Below are 16,797 nucleotides of genomic sequence, written 5' to 3'. Positions count from 1 at the left end.
GGTCATGATTATGTCGTGTAAGTATTTTAGTGCGGTGGGATGTTATGAGTAAACAAGTAAAAATCACACTTACCAATGATGAAGCATGGGTGTTATTCGAATTGACACGTAGGTTCAGCGACAAAGAAGTCCTTGCTATTGAAGATCAAGCAGAGGAAAGAGCGTTATGGAATCTTTGCTGTATATTTGAAAAATCTCTTCACTTGGAATCGGATATAGAATACCAAGAGCACATATCACAGTGCAGAGATAGGTTACGCGATGACACATTTTAGACTGATTTCGATTATTCATGCACGAAACCAATTATACCAATTCCATTAATTTTGTGATCTAATGAGGGCTCTTAAAGGAGCCCTCATGAAGCACGATTTCCCCAGCCTTATCAACTCCACGTCTAACGCTCGGCTTAGAATACGTTACCTTGCTGTTTCCCACTTTGTTGATGGTAAAAGCCGTACAGAGATCGCTAAGTTCCTCAAAGTCAGCAGAGTTAGCGTTAATAAATGGGTTAAGGCCTATCTCGATCACGGCCTTGAAGGACTGCAAGAAAAGCGTCATTCAGGGAGGCCTCACCGCTTAACCGAAGAGCAAAGGCAACAACTCAAAGAGTATGTCACCGAACATGCTGTTAATGCTGATGGTGGCCGCCTCCAGGCAAGGGATATCGGCCTCTTTATAGAAAGCAATTTTGGTATTACCTATCAACAGTCAGGGATATATCGCCTGCTACATGATATTGGCTTGAGTTGGATTACGACTCGCTCCAAGCACCCTAAGCAAGCAATAGAAGCTCAAGAAGCTTTTAAAAAAATTCCCAATAGAAACGATCCTTAAGATCCCCGGGCATGTCGCACTAAAAGATGTTCAAATATGGTTCCAGGATGAGGCCAGGTTTGGTCAGCGCAACACGACAACCCGAATATGGGCTCCCAAGGGCACTCGTCCGAGGGCGGTACAACAGCAGCAATTTGAATATGCATACTTGTTTGGAGCCGTATGCGTTACCACTGGTGATGCGGAAGCCATTGTTGTGCCTGTTAGTAATATGGAGGCAATGAAGGAACAACTTCGGCTTATCTCACATGCCACACCAACAGGTAAGCACTCTGTTGTCATTATGGATCAAGCGAGTTGGCACCAAAGCTATCTTGCAGATGATTTTGACAACCTCAGTATCATTCATATACCGCCATATTCCCCGGAACTGAACCCAATAGAGCAGGTGTGGAGTTGGCTTCGTCAAAACGAACTCGCAAATCGATGTTTTGAAAACTATGGTGATATTGTCGACAAGCTTTGTCGTGCCTGGAATAAGTTCTGTTCAGAGAAAAGCAGAGTTATCTCATACCAATTCCATTAATTTTGTGATCTAATGAAGGCTCTTAAAGGAGCCCTCATGAAGCACGATTTCCCCAGCCTTATCAACTCCACATCTAACGCTCGGCTTAGAATACGTTACCTTGCTGTTTCCCACTTTGTTGATGGTAAAAGCCGTACAGAGATCGCTCAGTTCCTCAAAGTCAGCAGAGTTAGCGTTAACAAATGGGTTAAGGCCTATCTCGATCACGGCCTTGAAGGACTGCAAGAAAAGCGTCATTCAGGGAGGCCTCACCGCTTAACCGAAGAGCAAAGGCAACAGCTCAAAGAGTATGTCACCGAACACGCTGTTAATGCTGATGGGGGCCGCCTTCAGGCAAGGGAGATCGGCCTCTTTATAGAAAGCAATTTTGGTATTACCTATCAACAGTCAGGGATATATCGCCTGCTACACGATATTGGCTTGAGTTGGATTACGACTCGCTCCAAGCATCCTAAGCAATCAATAGAAGCCCAAGAAACTTTTAAAAAAATTCCCAATAGAAACGATCCTTAAGATCCCCGGGCATGTCGCACTAAAAGATGTTCAGATATGGTTCCAGGATGAGGCCAGGTTTGGTCAGCGCAACACGACAACCCGAATATGGGCTCCCAAGGGCACTCGTCCGAGGGCGGTACAACAGCAGCAATTTGAATATGCATACTTGTTTGGAGCCGTATGCGTTACCACTGGTGATGCGGAAGCCATTGTTGTGCCTGTTAGTAATATGGAGGCAATGAAGGAACAACTTCGGCTTATCTCACATGCCACACCAACAGGTAAGCACTCTGTTGTCATTATGGATCAAGCGAGTTGGCACCAAAGCTATCTTGCAGATGATTTTGACAACCTCAGTATCATTCATATACCGCCATATTCCCCGGAACTGAACCCAATAGAGCAGGTGTGGAGTTGGCTTCGTCAAAACGAACTCGCAAATCGATGTTTTGAAAACTATGGCGATATTGTCGACAAGCTTTGTCGTGCCTGGAATAAGTTCTGTTCAGAGAAAAGCAGAGTTATCTCACTCTGCTTTAGAGATTGGGTTAACCTGATAACTTAATTAATGGAATTGGTATCACTCTGCTTTAGAGATTGGATTAACCTGATAACTTAATTAATGGAATTGGTATTATACAAGCGATTTAGAAATGTGAACGAAAGTGGGAGTAAGAGAGCAGAGCTCAAACTGATTTTTAAAAAAGAATTTCACAAGAATTGATAAAGAAAAAGGCCGCTATAACTAGCGGCCTTTCTTTTTGCATAGATATGCATTAAATAATGGCAGGGGTGGAGAGATTCGAACTCCCAACACGCGGATTTGGAAAACCCATAACAGCACTGTAAAAACAATAGGTTAAAAAAAGAGGAAATTGCATTTTATCCGTATGTGTCCACATGTATCCGCAGGAAAAGAAAAAGGCAAAGAAAAACAGCCCGAAGGCTGCAATTCTGTAAATCAAATTATTTGAATATGTATGCTGTAACTATTCAGTGCTAAGGAGCTGCCAATTAAAGTTTATCACTTCTGCATTCAGCCATTACCGCACCGTTATCAGTATTAATTAACTGAACTTCATATAAAAAAGTAGATGCGAATTCTTCTTTGTTTTCAGGTTTCATTTGAGGGTATATACCTTCAGCTAACTTCCCCGCTGGTAAGGCTTGTTTAGAGATATTAACGAACATACCGCACTCTTGAGGATTGATGTACTTCCCTCTTGCTTCGTAGCCAACCTTAAGACCTAACTTTCCATCGCTACCAAAGCTATCAAGGCTTTTCACTTTGTATTTTGTGTCACCAACTTTTTGACCTACAAACTGTTCCTTGTACATCGTAGAAAACATATCAAGATAGATTCTGCCTACATCTAATTGTGTCGCAGGAGTGTTTTTTATGTCGTCCCATACACTTGCATTCACTGAAAAAGATGTAGCTAAAATTAGTGGAAGAATGCGTTTCATTAATTACCTCTGATGTTGTTAGATTTTATTGATGTTGATTTAATGGATTGAGTTTAATTGCGTCAGTCAAATGACTAGGCGCAAGGTGCGAGTATCTCATTGTTGTAGTTATTTCGCTGTGACCAAGAATATCTTTTAAAACAACGATATTCCCGCCCGCCATAACAAAATGGCTTGCAAATGTATGGCGCAGAACATGGGACATTTGCCCTCTTGGTAAGCTGATGCTTGCTTTTTGTATCGCTTTTCTGAACGCGCTCAGGCTGGACAAAAATAGCTTTTCATCACCTTTCTTACCTAGTCTGATTAGTTCCTGATAAAGCTGGTCATTGATGGGGATTGAGCGGTTCTTACCAGACTTAGTATTTAGGTAAGTGATTTTCCCGTTTGCCACCTGGGAAGCTTTTAGGCTTTCTGCTTCACTCCACCTTGCACCAGTCGCAAGGCAAACCTTAACAACATAAATCAGGCTTTTATTGCTGGACTTGTCACAAGCGGTAAGTAAATGCGTAATTTCATCATGAGACAGAAAGCGCAATTCTCCTTCCCGCTCTTTGAATTGCCGAATGTTTGAAACCGGATTTTCGTAATTAATGACACCAAGTCGTTTTAACTCATTAAACATTGCTCTTAGATAAGCGTGTTCTCGGTTCGCGGTTGTGGTGCTCACTTCTGTGGTTCGCTGCTCCCGATACCGGGCAAAAGCTTCACTGGTCACTTCACTGGCAATCGGGTTACCCATGCCCTTTGATATTCGGCATAGTAGCTTGTTCAGCCGGATATGGTCTTTTAGCGTTTTTCCGTGCAACCGATACCAAAGCGTAATGAGTTCATCAAGCCTTCGAAAATCCTTGTTTGGGTACAGTTCGTCATTGCGCAACCCGATGGTAATTTCATGGTTCTTTGCATCCCGCTTTAGACTGAAAAAACGGTTTGGGTCATGGGTGGTATAAAACCCCTGCTCACTAGATTGAATCATGTTACTTCACTCATTCCTCTATAAGAGTAACCTTTACGCTTAAATCAAAAAGATCGTGCTGATAACCCAATTCACTTAGCTTTGAAAGTGTTGGCTTCAATAATTCTTCAAAGAGCTCGTAGCTCATTTCGTCAAGATGAAACTCATCCAAATTCACATACACGATATCCACCCCTTTTTGAATGCCTTCATGAATATCTTGAAATGTCTTTATTAGAATTCGCTCTTTGACTTTTGCTCTCGACTCAACGACCAATTGATGCGCTTTTTCAGCTGGTATAAATAAGTTATTAGTATCTGAGATTGTCCCCTCTAATCTAGATGTAATTTCCGCATTTAGTGACCGTTTGTTTTCCTTGGCCTGCATATCTAAAGCTTCTTTTAAATCAGACTTCATCCGCAGTCCAAATGGTGCAATATCTCTGCTCATTCCACGTCCTTAAATTTCCGCGACCAAATAATGGTTACACAGTGTAGTCAAAAAATAATTGACAAGATAGATACACGGTGTAATGATTTCACCGTGTAGTCATCTTGCATAAACCCAAATATGACTGCATGTGGGTCTTTATGAGCGGGAGGTAATTTACAAATGACGGCGACAGTGCAGACAAAGAAGAAGTTTACAGAGGAAACTGGCGTAAGCCTTTCAAAGCTGAATGAGCTAATCAAAGAGGGAGCAATTCCGCTTGTTCCACAGGAAAAATCAGGTGGTTTAGTACTTATCAATAAACTTGAGTTTGACCGTCGCGTCGGTGCTAACCAATTCGTTATCCCAGCCAAAAACAAAAAAGACGAAGAGGAAGGCGAGGCATGAAAGGTTTGCTTGCAGTATTCCTTTTTATGCTCGCGATTAGCGCAGGACAATACTTTGGCTATCACTTCTTGAGGGCTTTATGAAAACAGCATTTAAACGAATTTATGGCGCAATGCGCACTAGTCCAAAATCTGCTTCATACATGCAGGTTCATTGCTTGCTTAACAGTCTGGATATGAGTCAGCGTGAAAAGAAACGATTACTACACTGCGCAAGTATGACCATATATCAAAAAGAGCGACACACTGTTGAAATAGAAAATCGTCTGTCTTACTTCAAGGCTACTGGCAGATTGATGTCCCAATACTTAAGAGTATAGGTTTGATATGGACGTTGATTTCACTCCCGCAAAATCTATCGCAGATTTGCCAATTTCAGACCCGATACATGCACCCTGCCCAGATATGGAAGGGTGCGAGAACTTCAACCCAGAACTAACCGAAAGGGCTTTGAATGAATGGAGCAGTATTCGTAAAGAGTTTGGGTTAAAGAGACGAGCTAAACCAGTAAAACGGAATTCTGAAAGGCTGTTCGAGTCCGAAGATATTAACGATTTTCACAAGTACGGTGCATTAGGTCGCTTGGGTGTTGAGCATGGATAAGAACAAAGTGTTAATTGATTTACTTATCAAGACAGGAAGGAAAGCAAAAGACCCATTGTTAGTTGTGACTTTTATGGGCGTTGGCTGGTTATTGATTAGAGATGGAATCCACCCGATTGAATTTAAGTCATGGATTGCTAGCTGCTATGCGAAGGGCTTCTGTCGTGAGCTGTAGAATAAGCCTTCAAGCAATCAAACCATGCAGCAACTGCAAAAGCACGAATGTGTTTTGTGAGCAAACCTTGGAAGAGAAACCGAGACATTTCGTTTATTGCCATGACTGTGAGTTTGAGGGAATTGAAACCTCAACATATCAGGAGGCAGTTAAACTTTGGAACAACCCACCACAATACCAAAAACCTTTGAAGCGTTATAAGGAATATTAAGTTGCTTTCTACTCCATTCAGTCGTCGTTTTGTACCTCGCTTGCCTCGTATCGTTCAGGACGATGTGAAATTTGCTATTTCCAAACGTAAACAGCGCGGCAATGCGACACCTGAGAACATCCAACACTTCACAAATGATGCTGTTCGTCATGGCCTAAGGCATGCTCCGACTATCGAAAAGAAATATCCATTTGTGGATGAGCGCAGTAATGCATCAGAAAGACCACGTTTTACCAGTGGTATGCGTGATGCTGTTGAGTTAGACCACTTCACTTTGATGAACGATGAGGCGTTAGAGCGACTAGCATTTAACATGACAGAGCGTTTCACTCGCACCTTACAGGACATCCAGATTAACCAAGTCGTGATTACTAGTGATTTCGATTGCTACTTGGTTAGCCCTGATTCTAAGCAGAAGTACCTCAGAGCCTTGAAAAAAGGCTTCAAAGAGATCTCTGATGTGATGGCGTCCGTCCACATCAAACCACCAGTGTTAAAGAAAAAACACAAGACCATTGAAGATGCAGAGCGCGAGATTGAACGCGCGATTCGTCGTTGTCTGGATGTGGATTATCTGGTTCGAAAGTTTATGTTTCTCCGTAACCAGTACATTGAGTATTCCCAAATCGCCCTTGAGCGTGTGGGTGGCAAGAAGGGGCAACGCAGGTATGTTTCCTCTCGCTCTTTTGCTCGTTGGAAGCGAAAGCAGATTGAAGCCAAAGAATACGTAGAATCTATGGCTGTATTTAACCCAGAAACGGGGCAAGCATTCGATTTAGACGAAGTGGTTAAGCGAACCACGGCGAATCATGAAAATCGCCGTATCGAGCTTGTTGTGCGTTCTCGTGGTGATGAAGAGAGAGCGATTGACTTAGGTTTTGAGGGTGTGTTCATCACATGGACACTGCCGAGTAAATACCACCGCAATTCTGACAAGTGGAACGGCTGCACACCGAAAGAAGCCCACGAAAGGCTTATGGAGCAGTGGAGACTTGCGCGGGCATGGTTTAAAAAGCCAAAGATTGATATTCAATGGTTTGGTCTGCGGGTAGCCGAACCCCACAAGGACGGTACCCCACATGCTCACATGTTCCTGTACGTTCACCCAGCCCAGAAAGATAACTTGGTAGCTATCTGTGAGGGCATTGCCTGTGATGAAGATAAGTACGAGTTGTATAACAAAGCGGGCAAGCTGGAAAAAGAGCGTCGTATCAAGATTGAGTTTCTAGATCCATCCAAAGGCAGCGCGACAGGCTACATCATCAAATACATTTCCAAGAACATTAACGGCTCACACATGCCGGAAGACGATGCCGAAACCACGGCATTTTCTGCAAGAGCATGGGCGAGTGTTCATCGTATCAGACAGTTTTCACAGTCCGGTGCACCTTCGGTGGGTATCTGGCGGCAACTTCGCAGAGCATCTGCAATGGATACCGCGTTCGACAAAGAGCTGGAAGAGCTTCGAGACCATGCAGATAACTCCCGCTGGAAAGGCTTTTGTGATTTGGGCTTTAAGGCAAAGCTGGCCTATGAAGAGAAGCACAACAAGTACGGTGACACCGTGAAAAGGGTTATTGGTATCCAATGGCTCGATAAGGTCATTGAAACGTGCGCGGAGAAATACGCGCTCGTTAAGAAAAAAGACGTGAAACGTCTTCAAAAAGAGTGCGGAGCACTCCCTTGGAGCACTGAAAATAAGTGTAACCAGCCCCCACAAAAACAGATTTCTGGGCTGGAACAAGCATTAAAAGATATTACTGGGTGGAGCATTGAAGGTATTCAATGTTTGATTTCTCCACTTATGAAAGGGGCAAAAGTCCCAATAGACCGATATACAACCCTTAGCCTTAGAAATGGAAGGTTATCGGTGACCTGACAACCGCCAACGATGTGAATCAGGGGCGCACCTACCAAATCAACGTCGTGAGACAGGGGAACATTATGAAAGTTGAACAACTACAGGCATTAATTCGTGAAGCGGATGCACTGGAAAGCGAAATTGACCAACTGCGCGGGCAGTTTCAAAACGTCAGCATGAAACAGCTACTCAAAAAGCTGATGAAGCTCAGTACGTCCGGTGGCATTTCACCGGAGGCGTTAGGGCTTCCGGCCAACGTCATGGATAAACTCAGCCGCTATCAAGAGCTGAATAAAACCATTCGCAATGTGATGAACCAGATTCTAGAAGGTCAGGCCAATGCGGAACAACAATAAACCAATTCAGGGTTATGTACCCTGTCAGCATTGCGGTAAACCTGCTCCGGTTTACCTTCCTAAAGGTGGTCCACGAAAAGACACTCAATATTATGTGTGCTCTGAACACAGCAACCAACAAGGCAGCGGTGTGCATGAGTACTGTCTTGAACATACGATGCCCGATTTAGATAGCTTTGCAGAGAAATACGACTCTTTGGAAGAGTGTCAGGCTCTTCGTAGTGAGCTGGAAAACGCGGGAATACTGGAAACCGTGATATCCACGGGTGAAACCAATGATGATGTGGTTTTAGACACCGATGAACCAGAGGAAAATCTGCTTATCGACAATGACACCAGTCAACCGATTAAACCTGTTGAAAACGAGCAGGAAGAAAACGAGCCGAATCAATCCGGCGGCGGTTTTGTGTTGCTTTTGTTGTTGGGGTTTTTGCTGGTCTCTGGCGCGGGTTACATGCTGTATCGCAAACTGAAAAAGGGTAAACCGAGTGTTAACGGTCAACCGGAAGAAAAACAACCACAGCAACCGCAGCCGTCAAAGGTTGAAACCGATACTGAGCGGGGGATTTTGCTATGACAATGACAGTTGAAGATTTAAATATCCCTTCTGGTATCACTCTGGGTGACGACCTGCTAAGCGAAGCCGACAAAATCGACGGCGTGGGCAGTGAAAGCACCGAGCTCAGTTCGCCCGCACCTTCCATTTTTGATGATGATGACGAAGATTTAGCGGGTGAGCTGGTTGTTGATGGTATCGAGCTGGCTTTTCAGGTGTTTGGGCATGAACGCTATGAGATATCTGAGAGCAAAAGAGCCTTGCTTGAGGGTGGTATCGCAAAGCTGGCAGGGAAATACGGTCAAAGAGCCCCATCAAAGCTAGGCCAATACAAAGAAGAGATTGTGGTCATCATTCTGACTTTGATTGTTGTCGTGGGTGGTGCTAGCCAGGTGAAAAAATTGCGCGCCGAAGATGAGCTAAAGCAACTAGAGAACAAAGGGGGTAAACATGGCGATTAACCCCAATGAGAAACTCAAAGCGCGGAATGCTCTGTATTGTGCAGGTACTGGGGGTGGTAAAACTACCGCGTTGCATCAGGCTGATGAGTTAGGTTTGATTCCATTAAACGAGGATGTACTTATCTTTGATACTTACTCCACCTTTGACAGACTAGGAAAAAGGAGAGTTTATACAGCCAACAGTGCAAGGCAACTTATCAGTAATTTGAGCAAATTACGTAATCAACCGAAGCCTTTTGTTGCTTCTTTTGTTGGTAAACGGACTCAATCTGAGTTCGATTTTTTTCAAAAGGTTGCTTGGGAGTTTGCGGACGGGAACAGGCCGCTTCATATCATCAATGAAGAGCTCATCCGTTTTGTAAATTCAATAGCAAAAGCTGAAGGTCAACTTGCGGAGAACTATCAGGGTGGGCGTAAGTTTGGCTTAGTAAACCATGCTCTTTTTCAGCGTGGACAAGAAGTACCAAAAACCGTATTACGCGGCTCTCAAATTAAATGGATTGGCAGACAAGATGATGTTGACGACGTTGAGTACTGGACTAAAAAAATGGGTCTAACCGTTGAAGATATCGCCCAACTCGAAGATTTGGAGTACTACATTAAACGAGCAAAGTTAGGTCAACTTTCAAGAGGTGTGCTACGTCCAATTGGTAGTTAAAGCCCCATCGTTATTGGTTGGAGCGTTAACCGCGCGGTTAACACTTCAACCGATTACCCTCAACCGAGCCGAACCAATCACCACCTGATATTGAACTGGTTAAAACTTTCCTTTAGATCTCTTCACTAACCGCATTTTCAACGGTTCAATCACACTTTTAACGCAAGTTCTACCTATTAGGTTGAGTGTTAAATCTCTGCTTTTCCTTCGTTTTCACCTCTGCTTATCTAATAAACGTTCAAACAACAACATAACGAGTTGAGGCAACAACATGGCAGCAAAGAAAAGCGGCCCAATCAAAAAAGCACACATGGTAACTGGTGGTATTGCACTGGTTGTCGTTGTCGTGACGCTTTGGGCTTTAAACAACGTTTCTTTCGTGACAACTAATGCCGCGAAAGTAGGGGTGAAGGTCTAACCATGGCAACACCTATGCAGCAATCCGCAGCGGCAGCCGCCGTACTAAAAGCGGTAAAAGGCCCGTACGCTCCACGCATTGAGCAATGTGACCCGTTCAAAACGGTAGGTTACAACCAAAAGGCAACACTGGAATTTGATGTGGCTCGTACCGTTCAGGGTTTGGAGTTCGTATCGAATCTTTCTGTGGCGCGTATCTCTCGCATTTCCATGGAATATCAAGACGGCAGTGAGTTCTTTTTCACAGACCCATCATTCCTGATTGCTCGTGATGCTTACGACAAGAAAATCAATGCAGATGCGGCAGACTCTGGTGTGAATTATTCACGCATCTATCTAGATTTTGCTGATGAGCAGCTACGAACCACTGATGGTATTCGCCGTGGTGAGCTGGCGATTTTGCCGGGTGAAATCATCCGAGTGAAAGTGCATATCGGTGCGAAACAATCCGGTGACCCTGATGCAATTGAGCTTTACGCCAATATGACCACTACAGCCGCACAGGCGGACCGCTATTTTGTGCCGCGTCTGAGCGATGTCATTTTGAGCCAGACGGTAACAGGTGAGCAAACACACAAGTTTCCTCTGATGGGCATCAATCACCGCATTCGCCGCATGTGGCTGAAAACCTCTAAATTGACGGATTTTGAAATCATCCGTGACCGTACCAAAGTGATGTGGGGCAAGGTGGCCGATATCAAAGCGATGGTGAAACGTCAAACAGGCAAAGAAGCCCCTGCGGGTTGGGTGTGTATCGATTTCATTAGCCACGGCTTTGCGTCCGAATCTGCGTTTATTCCAGTGGCGAATGAGTCTCTACAGCTCAAGCTGAAAACCACGGCAGCGGAAGAAATTCCGGTGTATTTCGAGTACATCACTCAGAACAAAGAAGTGCCAACCGGAGCATAAGGGGTAGCGCATGGCAGATGTATCAACTAATGAGCTTGAATCCACATCTGAATGGTCTCTGGATGCGCTAGCACGCTGGACGGGACAAACCGTCCATCATGTCATTGATGTGTACGGTGATGTTGAGAAAGTCAAAGCGGAAAACCAGCCAAAAACAGTAACCAACACAGCAAATCCGGCTAAGACGGTTACTGAGGCGGTGCAAACCCCTCAAACCGTTCCAGCACAGGATAAAACCAAGCTCTATGCGGGCGCAGGTGCGGCATTGATTATCTTTGTACTGGTTCTGGTTTTCGCTCTGCGGGGTAAAAAATGATTTGGTTCTTGCTTCCGGTTGCTTCGGCAGTGGGCGCGGCGGGCGGTTGGTATGTGACCAAAGAAACCGTCACGGATGTGCTGGAAGCAAACCAAACCGACACCCCACTGGTTAACGTTGGCAGTCAGAGTAACACCTCCATGAACGGGGTTCTGATGGTGGTTATTCTGGTCGTGCTGGCGTGGTACTTCTTCATTCGAAAAGGTAAGAAATCATGAGTAGTTATTATCCTATCGCGGGTAACGGTGGTTACACAGGTAACGACAATGCCGCGTCCGATAATGTCAGCAACATGAAGAATACCCAAAACGAAGTCGTCGTTGTGAGTCAGAAAAAGACTTATGCCGTCGTACTTATTTTGGTGTGTCTTGGCTGGTATTTCTGGGGGCGCGCATGATTGGAGCTGCTGCGGGTATGTTGGGTGGCGGATTGAATACGGGCGGTGGCGCAGTCATGCCCAGTTCAAGTGCTGCGGCTACCAACGGTGACTTTGGGGCAAGTGGGCCAACAATTCAGGGGATGCAAATCGGCACCCCGCCAACGCCTACAGAAGACAAAGCCATTTACGCAGCCGTCATCATCACCATTGTGATTGTGGTAGCCACTGTATGGAAAGGTTAAAGCGCATTCCATGGAGCGAGTCACTTGAGCAAAAGCTTGGTGACCAGTTCGACAACATTCCAGCCCTGAAAGCTTCAGTAAAGCGCGGGGCTGAAATCTACGAGATAGACCAAGAGCTTACCATCATTATCCGGCCTGAGCCCCTTGCCGATGGAAGCGGATGGGAAATTGTCTGGTTAATCTCGTTTGGTCGCAACCTCAATAAACACATCCCGTTCATTTTGGGCCGGATTAAAGAAAAGAATTTTAAGTCCGTTCGCTATCACTGTGACGAAACCGAGCGGGCAGTAGTGAGACTGGTGCAAAGGCATGGCGCAGAGCCTGTTGAAACCGTCTATCGATTTGAATTAGAGAGGTTTAACCCAGATGGGCAGTAAATCCAACTCCAACCAAAGCACCACGTATAACACGACCACGAACTATGAATACAACCAGTTAGACGGTGGTGCAATTGAAGAGTCCTTTGACTTTGCAGACAAAGCCTCTGACCGAGTATTTGACTATGCAGAGCTCAATACTCGTGAAGCGTTTGGGTTTGGCAATGACGCAATCAACATGGTTGAAAACCTGACAGAGAATGCGTTTGACATCATTGATACGGCCTACAGTCGAGCCAACCAGAACACAGAAAACTCCATTGGGCAAATGAGCAACTTAGTGAAGAACACCCAAACCCAAGGAGCGACGGACTTAATCGAAGCCAATCAGAAAACCACCCTATACATGATGGGTGGGGTTGCAGTCATCTTCATTGTTCTGCTTCTGGTGGTCATGTTTTCAGGAAAACGTAAATGATTAATCAAACCTTTAAAGCCAATGAGATGAAAACCGGATTCCCTGAAACAGGGGAATACATTTTCATTGAAAGTAGTCCGAGTAAATACATTACGGTTCGCGCTGAAACCTCAATGGGCGTTCGTGAGTACATCATGAAAGAGCGAGAGACTAACCATGTACCAAAAGGGGAAACCTTCACCAGTCTGACCGTGGTCAATGGTGAGCAAATCGGTGATATTGTCATCCGTACAGGCTTTGGTGATTTCAAGCAATCCAACGACCACCAAAAGGTGACCGTGGACAATGAAATCAACCTGCCTAGCAATATCACGTTTGCAACACCTCAAGCTATCTATCCGGCTGCGGGCTCATTGTTTGCCACACAGGTGCAAAACTTCCCATCTGAATATCTGGTGACCTTTAAAGGTAGTCAACCTGTCACCGTGGGCAATACGCTTTCTATTGATGACTCTACCCCGCTTAAAGTGGAAATGACGAACCAGATTGAAGCCGTGATTAATGGGGAAAAAGACCGCAGCACAAGCGGCCTACCGGATATCACTTTCACCGCAACCGGAACCGCGAGCATTGCGGAAAAAGCAGGACGAAAAGAAGTCATCATTCAGGCACCGGAAACCAATCAATCGGAAATCATCATTCAAGGGTTCTTTCGACTGCAACCAGGAGGCGTAACTTCCATTGAAGAATGGAAAGTGGTTTCTCTGTCTGGTCTGGAGGGTGACAAAGTTTACTGTGGTGAGGTGATGTAATGGGATTTCGTTATACACCACCACGCAAGCAACTGACTGAAAACCTTTTGATTAATCCACGCGGAAAAATCAACCAGCTTGCTGAGCCTCAAGGTGTCATTGGTGCTGGGGAATACTTTTGTGATGGTTGGAAAGCAGGTGATAACGGAGCCGAAGTCTATGTTGATTCAGACGGTTTTCGTTTGGTTAGTGGCTCTATTGTTCAGCTAGTGCCGAACTCATTAGATGTAGGCCAAACCATCCGAAGTGGCTTAGATATTGTGTCAGGCACTCCCCAGATGTCTATTAATGGCGGGACAAATAACGAAAAAGCCAACAATGCGGAGTACATCCGGCTTGAGGTTTCAGGGGATAACTCAAAGTTCACTCGTTTGATATTGGCTCCAACAAAGCAACCTCCGGTCTATACACAAGAAAGGGATGAAATGACCCCTTGCCTTCGCTTTTTGGTGGTGAACAAAGAAACCATGCGTCGCCCTTTTTGCGTATACGCATCAGGTTACGCGATGGTGCATATTCTGGATTTTCCACAACGGATGCATAAGGTTCCAGCGGTCAACATTTGGATTTCAAGCGCGGCTAGTTCCTTAAGCTCTGGGTGGAGTGAGATTAGTGACCGTGTGCAAGCATCCAAAGATGGAATGACCGCCATTATTCGCAACACGGCACTGGCTGACCACCAAGTCGCTTATGTAGCCGTCAATCATATCGTCGCAGACGCGAGGCCATAACCATGAAATACGCTAACGAAGAAAAGAGCGCAGTAATTTGCACTGATAACAATGGGCAAGACTGGACGGTTCCACGCTGGCCTAAATCACACCCCCACCCAATGTGGGTGAAATTCGGTATTGATGAAGCCGAAGTTAATGGCGAAATACAGCCAGCAACAACCGAAATGGTTTAACCATGAAACCTGTCTACTGGCTATTACTGATTATAGGAATCTATCTGATGAGCAAAAACAAAACGGTTAACCAGACGGTTAGCAAGTGGGTGTTATCTGCCCGCAGTGAAACGCGCATGTTAGGTGTGCATGAAGATTTAAAGAAAGTCGTTCGACTGGCTTTGAGCTATTCACCGTATGATTTTGGTATCACTTCTGGTAGTCGTACCACAGAGCAGCAGTACCAACTCTTTCTGGATAAGAAAAGCAATTGTGACGGCACTAACCTAGTTAGCCGTCACCAGACAGGCCATGCTATTGATTTTGTTGTCTATGACGAAAACGGCAAGGTTACTTGGGACATGAAGTATTACAAAGCGGTAGCGGATGCCTTTAAACGTGCAGCCGAAGAGCTGAATATTCCGATTACATGGGGTGGCGATTGGGCAACACTGCAAGATGGCCCACATATCGAACTCAAACAGGGTGTGTACGCATGATTAGTGCAATTGCAAATCTCATTACTGGCGGCATTGATGCGTATAAGCAGCACGGCATCAATAAGGCTAATGCGCTCAAACGCAAAGACGAAATTGAACAAGAGCGACATAACGCAAAAGTTCAGCGTTTGCAGTCCGGTGATGAAAAGGCCGCTTCACTGGATGAAATGAGTATCAAAGAGCGAGGTTATAAAGATGACTTCATTCTTTTGGTTATCTTCATCCCTTTGATTTTGTCATTCATTCCTGACTACGCTCAGTACGTGGATGCAGGGTTTAAAGCCCTTAAGAATGTACCGGATTACTATTGGTACGTAGTAGCAGCAGTGGTCATTGATACGTTGGGTATGCGTTCAATGGTTCGGTACTTATTGGAATTCTTTTCACATAGATTTAAGGGGAAGTAGGTGGAGTTTTTAAGCGGGTGGCAAATCACACCAGATACACTCATCAGTCTTTGGTTGGCGATCACTATGACAAGAGTCTTGAGCAATCACAATGTGCGAATCACTTTATTAGAAAGCAAAGAAAACCATCATTGATAGCAGAATATGACGCTCATGCACGATAAAGGGAGGCAGCTATTTTCACCCCCGTTATCGTGCGCAAAAAAGGTCTTAAGCTGTTTTCTTAAATTTCTTAATAATCTTAGTTATCAAATGAAGTAGTTTCTCTATAACAACTTCTATATATGCATCGTTGCTATTACTTTTCACATCAAGACCCGAATTTGTCGTAATAACAGTATCTCCATATAAAGAACTAGATATTATTTTGACTAAAGAATCCTCTATAGGATCTTTAGTAAGCGACGTTGTGTAACTATACAAAGAAATCGATGAGTTTGCTTGAATGCAGAACGGTAAGTTTGTCGTGATTGCTGTAGCCTTTGGGCTATTTTTTTTTATGTATCGCTCAAGCTCTAAATAGTTTCCGATAGGAGTTTCTACTTCATCAGAGATTATGGACACACCTTGAAACACTGCTGGCCCTTGACCATCATTAATAAGTTTTAGCTCAACTTTCCTGTCTTCTTCCCCCCTATGCTGCTGATAAAAGAGGTGAACTAGAGGTAACATTTGCTTTCTGTTGTGCTGCCTTTGAATAAAAAGCGTCATCGCAGCTATAACTAAAGCCAAGAATACCAAGATTGTTTCCAACATTTCCCTTTGACTCCTTGTTTCCATCAAACACAAAAAACCCGCTCATTTCTGAGCGGGTTTTTTCTGCATAAATATGCATTAAATAATGGCAGGGGTGGAGAGATTCGAACTCCCAACACGCGGATTTGGAATCCGCTGCTCTGCCAATTGGAGCTACACCCCTGCGGTTCGTGTTTTAAGAGGCGACCCTCAAAATAAGTGGCGGAGCGGACGGGACTCGAACCCGCGACCCCCGGCGTGACAGGCCGGTATTCTAACCAACTGAACTACCGCTCCGCACTGATTAGACCTTAAGTCTAAATTTAAAGCCTGGCGATGTCCTACTCTCACATGGGGAAGCCCCACACTACCATCGGCGCTATTGCGTTTCACTTCTGAGTTCGGCATGGAATCAGGTGGGTCCACAACGCTATGGTCGCCAAGCAAATTCTTTAATT

The 16,797-nt window shown here is 44.8% G+C and carries 29 protein-coding genes, 2 tRNA genes and 1 rRNA gene; 25 read left to right on the top strand and 7 right to left on the bottom strand.

Features of this window, described 5'->3' with window-relative positions; genetic code table 11:
• Positions 1-44 precede the first annotated feature (44 nt).
• From SNR28_RS12145 to SNR28_RS12135, 3 genes are all read left to right on the top strand, one after another.
• Positions 45-275 carry a hypothetical protein gene (locus tag SNR28_RS12145; protein WP_375752728.1) on the top strand — a complete coding sequence of 77 codons (231 nt, stop codon included), beginning with the start codon at positions 45-47 and terminating at the stop codon, positions 273-275.
• Positions 276-360: 85 nt separating this feature from the next.
• Positions 361-1,363 (top strand): IS630 family transposase gene (locus SNR28_RS12140; protein WP_375752726.1). Its coding sequence is split into 2 segments (ribosomal slippage): positions 361-815 and positions 814-1,363, totalling 1,005 coding nucleotides; the frame shifts between segments, so codons are not numbered across the junction.
• A 36-nt stretch (positions 1,364-1,399) separates the two neighbouring features.
• A protein-coding gene (locus SNR28_RS12135) for an IS630 family transposase (RefSeq protein ID WP_375751544.1) occupies positions 1,400-2,423 on the top strand; the annotation gives its coding sequence in 2 pieces (ribosomal slippage) (positions 1,400-1,854 and positions 1,853-2,423; 1,026 coding nt in all).
• 449 nt (positions 2,424-2,872) lie between these two features.
• On the opposite strand, the gene SNR28_RS12130 is transcribed toward SNR28_RS12135, so the two are convergent.
• The 3 genes from SNR28_RS12130 to SNR28_RS12120 are packed head-to-tail and all read right to left on the bottom strand — an operon-like array spanning position 2,873 to position 4,734.
• Positions 2,873-3,325, bottom strand: a complete 453-nt coding sequence (locus SNR28_RS12130) for a hypothetical protein (protein ID WP_375752725.1) — start codon at positions 3,323-3,325, stop codon at positions 2,873-2,875.
• Positions 3,326-3,350: 25 nt separating this feature from the next.
• Entirely contained in the window at positions 3,351-4,304 is a 954-nt protein-coding gene (locus SNR28_RS12125) for a tyrosine-type recombinase/integrase (protein WP_375752724.1), read from the bottom strand.
• Between the two features lie 10 nt (positions 4,305-4,314).
• A complete protein-coding gene (locus tag SNR28_RS12120; RefSeq protein WP_375752723.1) occupies positions 4,315-4,734 on the bottom strand; it encodes an Arc family DNA-binding protein in 420 nt (139 codons plus the stop codon).
• A 162-nt stretch (positions 4,735-4,896) separates the two neighbouring features.
• Between SNR28_RS12120 and SNR28_RS12115 the strand changes: the two genes are divergently transcribed.
• From SNR28_RS12115 to SNR28_RS12010, 22 genes are all read left to right on the top strand, one after another.
• Positions 4,897-5,121 (top strand): hypothetical protein, encoded by a 225-nt coding sequence (locus SNR28_RS12115; RefSeq protein ID WP_375752722.1) that lies wholly within the window; start codon positions 4,897-4,899, stop codon positions 5,119-5,121.
• Positions 5,122-5,200: 79 nt separating this feature from the next.
• A complete protein-coding gene (locus tag SNR28_RS12110) occupies positions 5,201-5,440 on the top strand; it encodes a hypothetical protein (RefSeq protein WP_375752721.1) in 240 nt (79 codons plus the stop codon).
• A gap of 7 nt (positions 5,441-5,447) precedes the next feature.
• Positions 5,448-5,723 (top strand): hypothetical protein, encoded by a 276-nt coding sequence (locus SNR28_RS12105; protein ID WP_375752720.1) that lies wholly within the window; start codon positions 5,448-5,450, stop codon positions 5,721-5,723.
• Positions 5,716-5,898, top strand: a complete 183-nt coding sequence (locus tag SNR28_RS12100; protein ID WP_375752719.1) for a hypothetical protein — start codon at positions 5,716-5,718, stop codon at positions 5,896-5,898. Before SNR28_RS12105 ends, SNR28_RS12100 begins: the two co-directional genes overlap by 8 nt.
• A gap of 212 nt (positions 5,899-6,110) precedes the next feature.
• A complete protein-coding gene (locus SNR28_RS12095; RefSeq protein WP_375752718.1) occupies positions 6,111-7,988 on the top strand; it encodes a replication endonuclease in 1,878 nt (625 codons plus the stop codon).
• Between the two features lie 65 nt (positions 7,989-8,053).
• Entirely contained in the window at positions 8,054-8,326 is a 273-nt protein-coding gene (locus SNR28_RS12090) for a hypothetical protein (RefSeq protein ID WP_375752717.1), read from the top strand.
• Entirely contained in the window at positions 8,310-8,903 is a 594-nt protein-coding gene (locus SNR28_RS12085; RefSeq protein ID WP_375752716.1) for a hypothetical protein, read from the top strand. Before SNR28_RS12090 ends, SNR28_RS12085 begins: the two co-directional genes overlap by 17 nt.
• Complete coding sequence (locus SNR28_RS12080) at positions 8,900-9,343, top strand: hypothetical protein (protein ID WP_375752714.1); 444 nt, start codon at positions 8,900-8,902, stop codon at positions 9,341-9,343. The genes SNR28_RS12085 and SNR28_RS12080 overlap by 4 nt, the downstream gene beginning before the upstream one ends.
• The gene (locus tag SNR28_RS12075; protein WP_375752713.1) at positions 9,333-10,001 is read left to right on the top strand and encodes a hypothetical protein; all 669 of its coding nucleotides are present in this window, start codon (positions 9,333-9,335) and stop codon (positions 9,999-10,001) included. The genes SNR28_RS12080 and SNR28_RS12075 overlap by 11 nt, the downstream gene beginning before the upstream one ends.
• A gap of 271 nt (positions 10,002-10,272) precedes the next feature.
• Positions 10,273-10,419, top strand: a complete 147-nt coding sequence (locus SNR28_RS12070; RefSeq protein WP_375752712.1) for a hypothetical protein — start codon at positions 10,273-10,275, stop codon at positions 10,417-10,419.
• A gap of 2 nt (positions 10,420-10,421) precedes the next feature.
• Entirely contained in the window at positions 10,422-11,327 is a 906-nt protein-coding gene (locus SNR28_RS12065; RefSeq protein ID WP_375752711.1) for a major capsid protein P2, read from the top strand.
• Between the two features lie 10 nt (positions 11,328-11,337).
• Positions 11,338-11,643: a hypothetical protein gene (locus SNR28_RS12060; RefSeq protein WP_375752710.1), complete on the top strand. Its 306-nt coding sequence runs from the start codon at positions 11,338-11,340 to the stop codon at positions 11,641-11,643.
• A gap of 53 nt (positions 11,644-11,696) precedes the next feature.
• Entirely contained in the window at positions 11,697-11,861 is a 165-nt protein-coding gene (locus SNR28_RS12055) for a hypothetical protein (RefSeq protein WP_375752708.1), read from the top strand.
• A complete protein-coding gene (locus SNR28_RS12050) occupies positions 11,858-12,040 on the top strand; it encodes a hypothetical protein (RefSeq protein ID WP_375752706.1) in 183 nt (60 codons plus the stop codon). Before SNR28_RS12055 ends, SNR28_RS12050 begins: the two co-directional genes overlap by 4 nt.
• The gene (locus tag SNR28_RS12045; protein ID WP_375752704.1) at positions 12,037-12,264 is read left to right on the top strand and encodes a hypothetical protein; all 228 of its coding nucleotides are present in this window, start codon (positions 12,037-12,039) and stop codon (positions 12,262-12,264) included. The genes SNR28_RS12050 and SNR28_RS12045 overlap by 4 nt, the downstream gene beginning before the upstream one ends.
• The gene (locus SNR28_RS12040; protein ID WP_375752702.1) at positions 12,252-12,641 is read left to right on the top strand and encodes a hypothetical protein; all 390 of its coding nucleotides are present in this window, start codon (positions 12,252-12,254) and stop codon (positions 12,639-12,641) included. The genes SNR28_RS12045 and SNR28_RS12040 overlap by 13 nt, the downstream gene beginning before the upstream one ends.
• Positions 12,631-13,059, top strand: coding sequence for a hypothetical protein (locus tag SNR28_RS12035; RefSeq protein ID WP_375752700.1), 429 nt, complete (start codon positions 12,631-12,633; stop codon positions 13,057-13,059). Before SNR28_RS12040 ends, SNR28_RS12035 begins: the two co-directional genes overlap by 11 nt.
• The gene (locus SNR28_RS12030; RefSeq protein ID WP_375752698.1) at positions 13,056-13,811 is read left to right on the top strand and encodes a hypothetical protein; all 756 of its coding nucleotides are present in this window, start codon (positions 13,056-13,058) and stop codon (positions 13,809-13,811) included. Before SNR28_RS12035 ends, SNR28_RS12030 begins: the two co-directional genes overlap by 4 nt.
• On the top strand, positions 13,811-14,542 hold the full coding sequence (locus SNR28_RS12025; RefSeq protein WP_375752697.1) for a hypothetical protein: 732 nt from the start codon (positions 13,811-13,813) through the stop codon (positions 14,540-14,542). Before SNR28_RS12030 ends, SNR28_RS12025 begins: the two co-directional genes overlap by 1 nt.
• A gap of 2 nt (positions 14,543-14,544) precedes the next feature.
• Complete coding sequence (locus SNR28_RS12020; protein ID WP_375752696.1) at positions 14,545-14,718, top strand: hypothetical protein; 174 nt, start codon at positions 14,545-14,547, stop codon at positions 14,716-14,718.
• Between the two features lie 47 nt (positions 14,719-14,765).
• Entirely contained in the window at positions 14,766-15,197 is a 432-nt protein-coding gene (locus tag SNR28_RS12015) for a M15 family metallopeptidase (protein WP_375752694.1), read from the top strand.
• Positions 15,194-15,604: a hypothetical protein gene (locus SNR28_RS12010; protein WP_375752693.1), complete on the top strand. Its 411-nt coding sequence runs from the start codon at positions 15,194-15,196 to the stop codon at positions 15,602-15,604. The genes SNR28_RS12015 and SNR28_RS12010 overlap by 4 nt, the downstream gene beginning before the upstream one ends.
• A 210-nt stretch (positions 15,605-15,814) precedes the next feature.
• Here SNR28_RS12010 and SNR28_RS12005 read toward each other — a convergent pair whose 3' ends face one another.
• The 4 genes from SNR28_RS12005 to rrf all read right to left on the bottom strand — a co-directional run bounded on the left by SNR28_RS12005 (position 15,815) and on the right by rrf (position 16,783).
• Positions 15,815-16,360 (bottom strand): hypothetical protein, encoded by a 546-nt coding sequence (locus SNR28_RS12005; RefSeq protein WP_375752691.1) that lies wholly within the window; start codon positions 16,358-16,360, stop codon positions 15,815-15,817.
• A gap of 86 nt (positions 16,361-16,446) precedes the next feature.
• Positions 16,447-16,523, bottom strand: a tRNA-Trp gene (locus SNR28_RS12000).
• Between the two features lie 36 nt (positions 16,524-16,559).
• Positions 16,560-16,636: transfer RNA gene (locus SNR28_RS11995), tRNA-Asp, on the bottom strand.
• Positions 16,637-16,667: 31 nt separating this feature from the next.
• Positions 16,668-16,783, bottom strand: a 5S ribosomal RNA gene (rrf, locus tag SNR28_RS11990).
• Positions 16,784-16,797: the final 14 nt, after the last annotated feature.

It is taken from the genome of Vibrio iocasae (assembly GCF_042245395.1).
GTDB lineage: Bacteria > Pseudomonadota > Gammaproteobacteria > Enterobacterales > Vibrionaceae > Vibrio > Vibrio iocasae.
The sequence above is the reverse complement of the archived record's forward strand: the minus strand, read 5'-3'. Positions and strand labels throughout refer to the sequence as shown.

Bases quoted from the DNA above. Each gene is read 5' to 3' on its own strand.
- SNR28_RS12145 (WP_375752728.1), top strand. From the start codon at position 45: ATGAGTAAACAAGTAAAAATCACACTTACCAATGATGAAGCATGGGTG.
- SNR28_RS12130 (WP_375752725.1), bottom strand. From the start codon at position 3,325: ATGAAACGCATTCTTCCACTAATTTTAGCTACATCTTTTTCAGTGAAT.
- SNR28_RS12125 (WP_375752724.1), bottom strand. From the start codon at position 4,304: ATGATTCAATCTAGTGAGCAGGGGTTTTATACCACCCATGACCCAAAC.
- SNR28_RS12120 (WP_375752723.1), bottom strand. From the start codon at position 4,734: ATGAGCAGAGATATTGCACCATTTGGACTGCGGATGAAGTCTGATTTA.
- SNR28_RS12115 (WP_375752722.1), top strand. From the start codon at position 4,897: ATGACGGCGACAGTGCAGACAAAGAAGAAGTTTACAGAGGAAACTGGC.
- SNR28_RS12110 (WP_375752721.1), top strand. From the start codon at position 5,201: ATGAAAACAGCATTTAAACGAATTTATGGCGCAATGCGCACTAGTCCA.
- SNR28_RS12105 (WP_375752720.1), top strand. From the start codon at position 5,448: ATGGACGTTGATTTCACTCCCGCAAAATCTATCGCAGATTTGCCAATT.
- SNR28_RS12100 (WP_375752719.1), top strand. From the start codon at position 5,716: ATGGATAAGAACAAAGTGTTAATTGATTTACTTATCAAGACAGGAAGG.
- SNR28_RS12090 (WP_375752717.1), top strand. From the start codon at position 8,054: ATGAAAGTTGAACAACTACAGGCATTAATTCGTGAAGCGGATGCACTG.
- SNR28_RS12085 (WP_375752716.1), top strand. From the start codon at position 8,310: ATGCGGAACAACAATAAACCAATTCAGGGTTATGTACCCTGTCAGCAT.
- SNR28_RS12080 (WP_375752714.1), top strand. From the start codon at position 8,900: ATGACAATGACAGTTGAAGATTTAAATATCCCTTCTGGTATCACTCTG.
- SNR28_RS12075 (WP_375752713.1), top strand. From the start codon at position 9,333: ATGGCGATTAACCCCAATGAGAAACTCAAAGCGCGGAATGCTCTGTAT.
- SNR28_RS12070 (WP_375752712.1), top strand. From the start codon at position 10,273: ATGGCAGCAAAGAAAAGCGGCCCAATCAAAAAAGCACACATGGTAACT.
- SNR28_RS12065 (WP_375752711.1), top strand. From the start codon at position 10,422: ATGGCAACACCTATGCAGCAATCCGCAGCGGCAGCCGCCGTACTAAAA.
- SNR28_RS12060 (WP_375752710.1), top strand. From the start codon at position 11,338: ATGGCAGATGTATCAACTAATGAGCTTGAATCCACATCTGAATGGTCT.
- SNR28_RS12050 (WP_375752706.1), top strand. From the start codon at position 11,858: ATGAGTAGTTATTATCCTATCGCGGGTAACGGTGGTTACACAGGTAAC.
- SNR28_RS12045 (WP_375752704.1), top strand. From the start codon at position 12,037: ATGATTGGAGCTGCTGCGGGTATGTTGGGTGGCGGATTGAATACGGGC.
- SNR28_RS12040 (WP_375752702.1), top strand. From the start codon at position 12,252: ATGGAAAGGTTAAAGCGCATTCCATGGAGCGAGTCACTTGAGCAAAAG.
- SNR28_RS12035 (WP_375752700.1), top strand. From the start codon at position 12,631: ATGGGCAGTAAATCCAACTCCAACCAAAGCACCACGTATAACACGACC.
- SNR28_RS12030 (WP_375752698.1), top strand. From the start codon at position 13,056: ATGATTAATCAAACCTTTAAAGCCAATGAGATGAAAACCGGATTCCCT.
- SNR28_RS12025 (WP_375752697.1), top strand. From the start codon at position 13,811: ATGGGATTTCGTTATACACCACCACGCAAGCAACTGACTGAAAACCTT.
- SNR28_RS12020 (WP_375752696.1), top strand. From the start codon at position 14,545: ATGAAATACGCTAACGAAGAAAAGAGCGCAGTAATTTGCACTGATAAC.
- SNR28_RS12015 (WP_375752694.1), top strand. From the start codon at position 14,766: ATGAGCAAAAACAAAACGGTTAACCAGACGGTTAGCAAGTGGGTGTTA.
- SNR28_RS12010 (WP_375752693.1), top strand. From the start codon at position 15,194: ATGATTAGTGCAATTGCAAATCTCATTACTGGCGGCATTGATGCGTAT.
- SNR28_RS12005 (WP_375752691.1), bottom strand. From the start codon at position 16,360: ATGTTGGAAACAATCTTGGTATTCTTGGCTTTAGTTATAGCTGCGATG.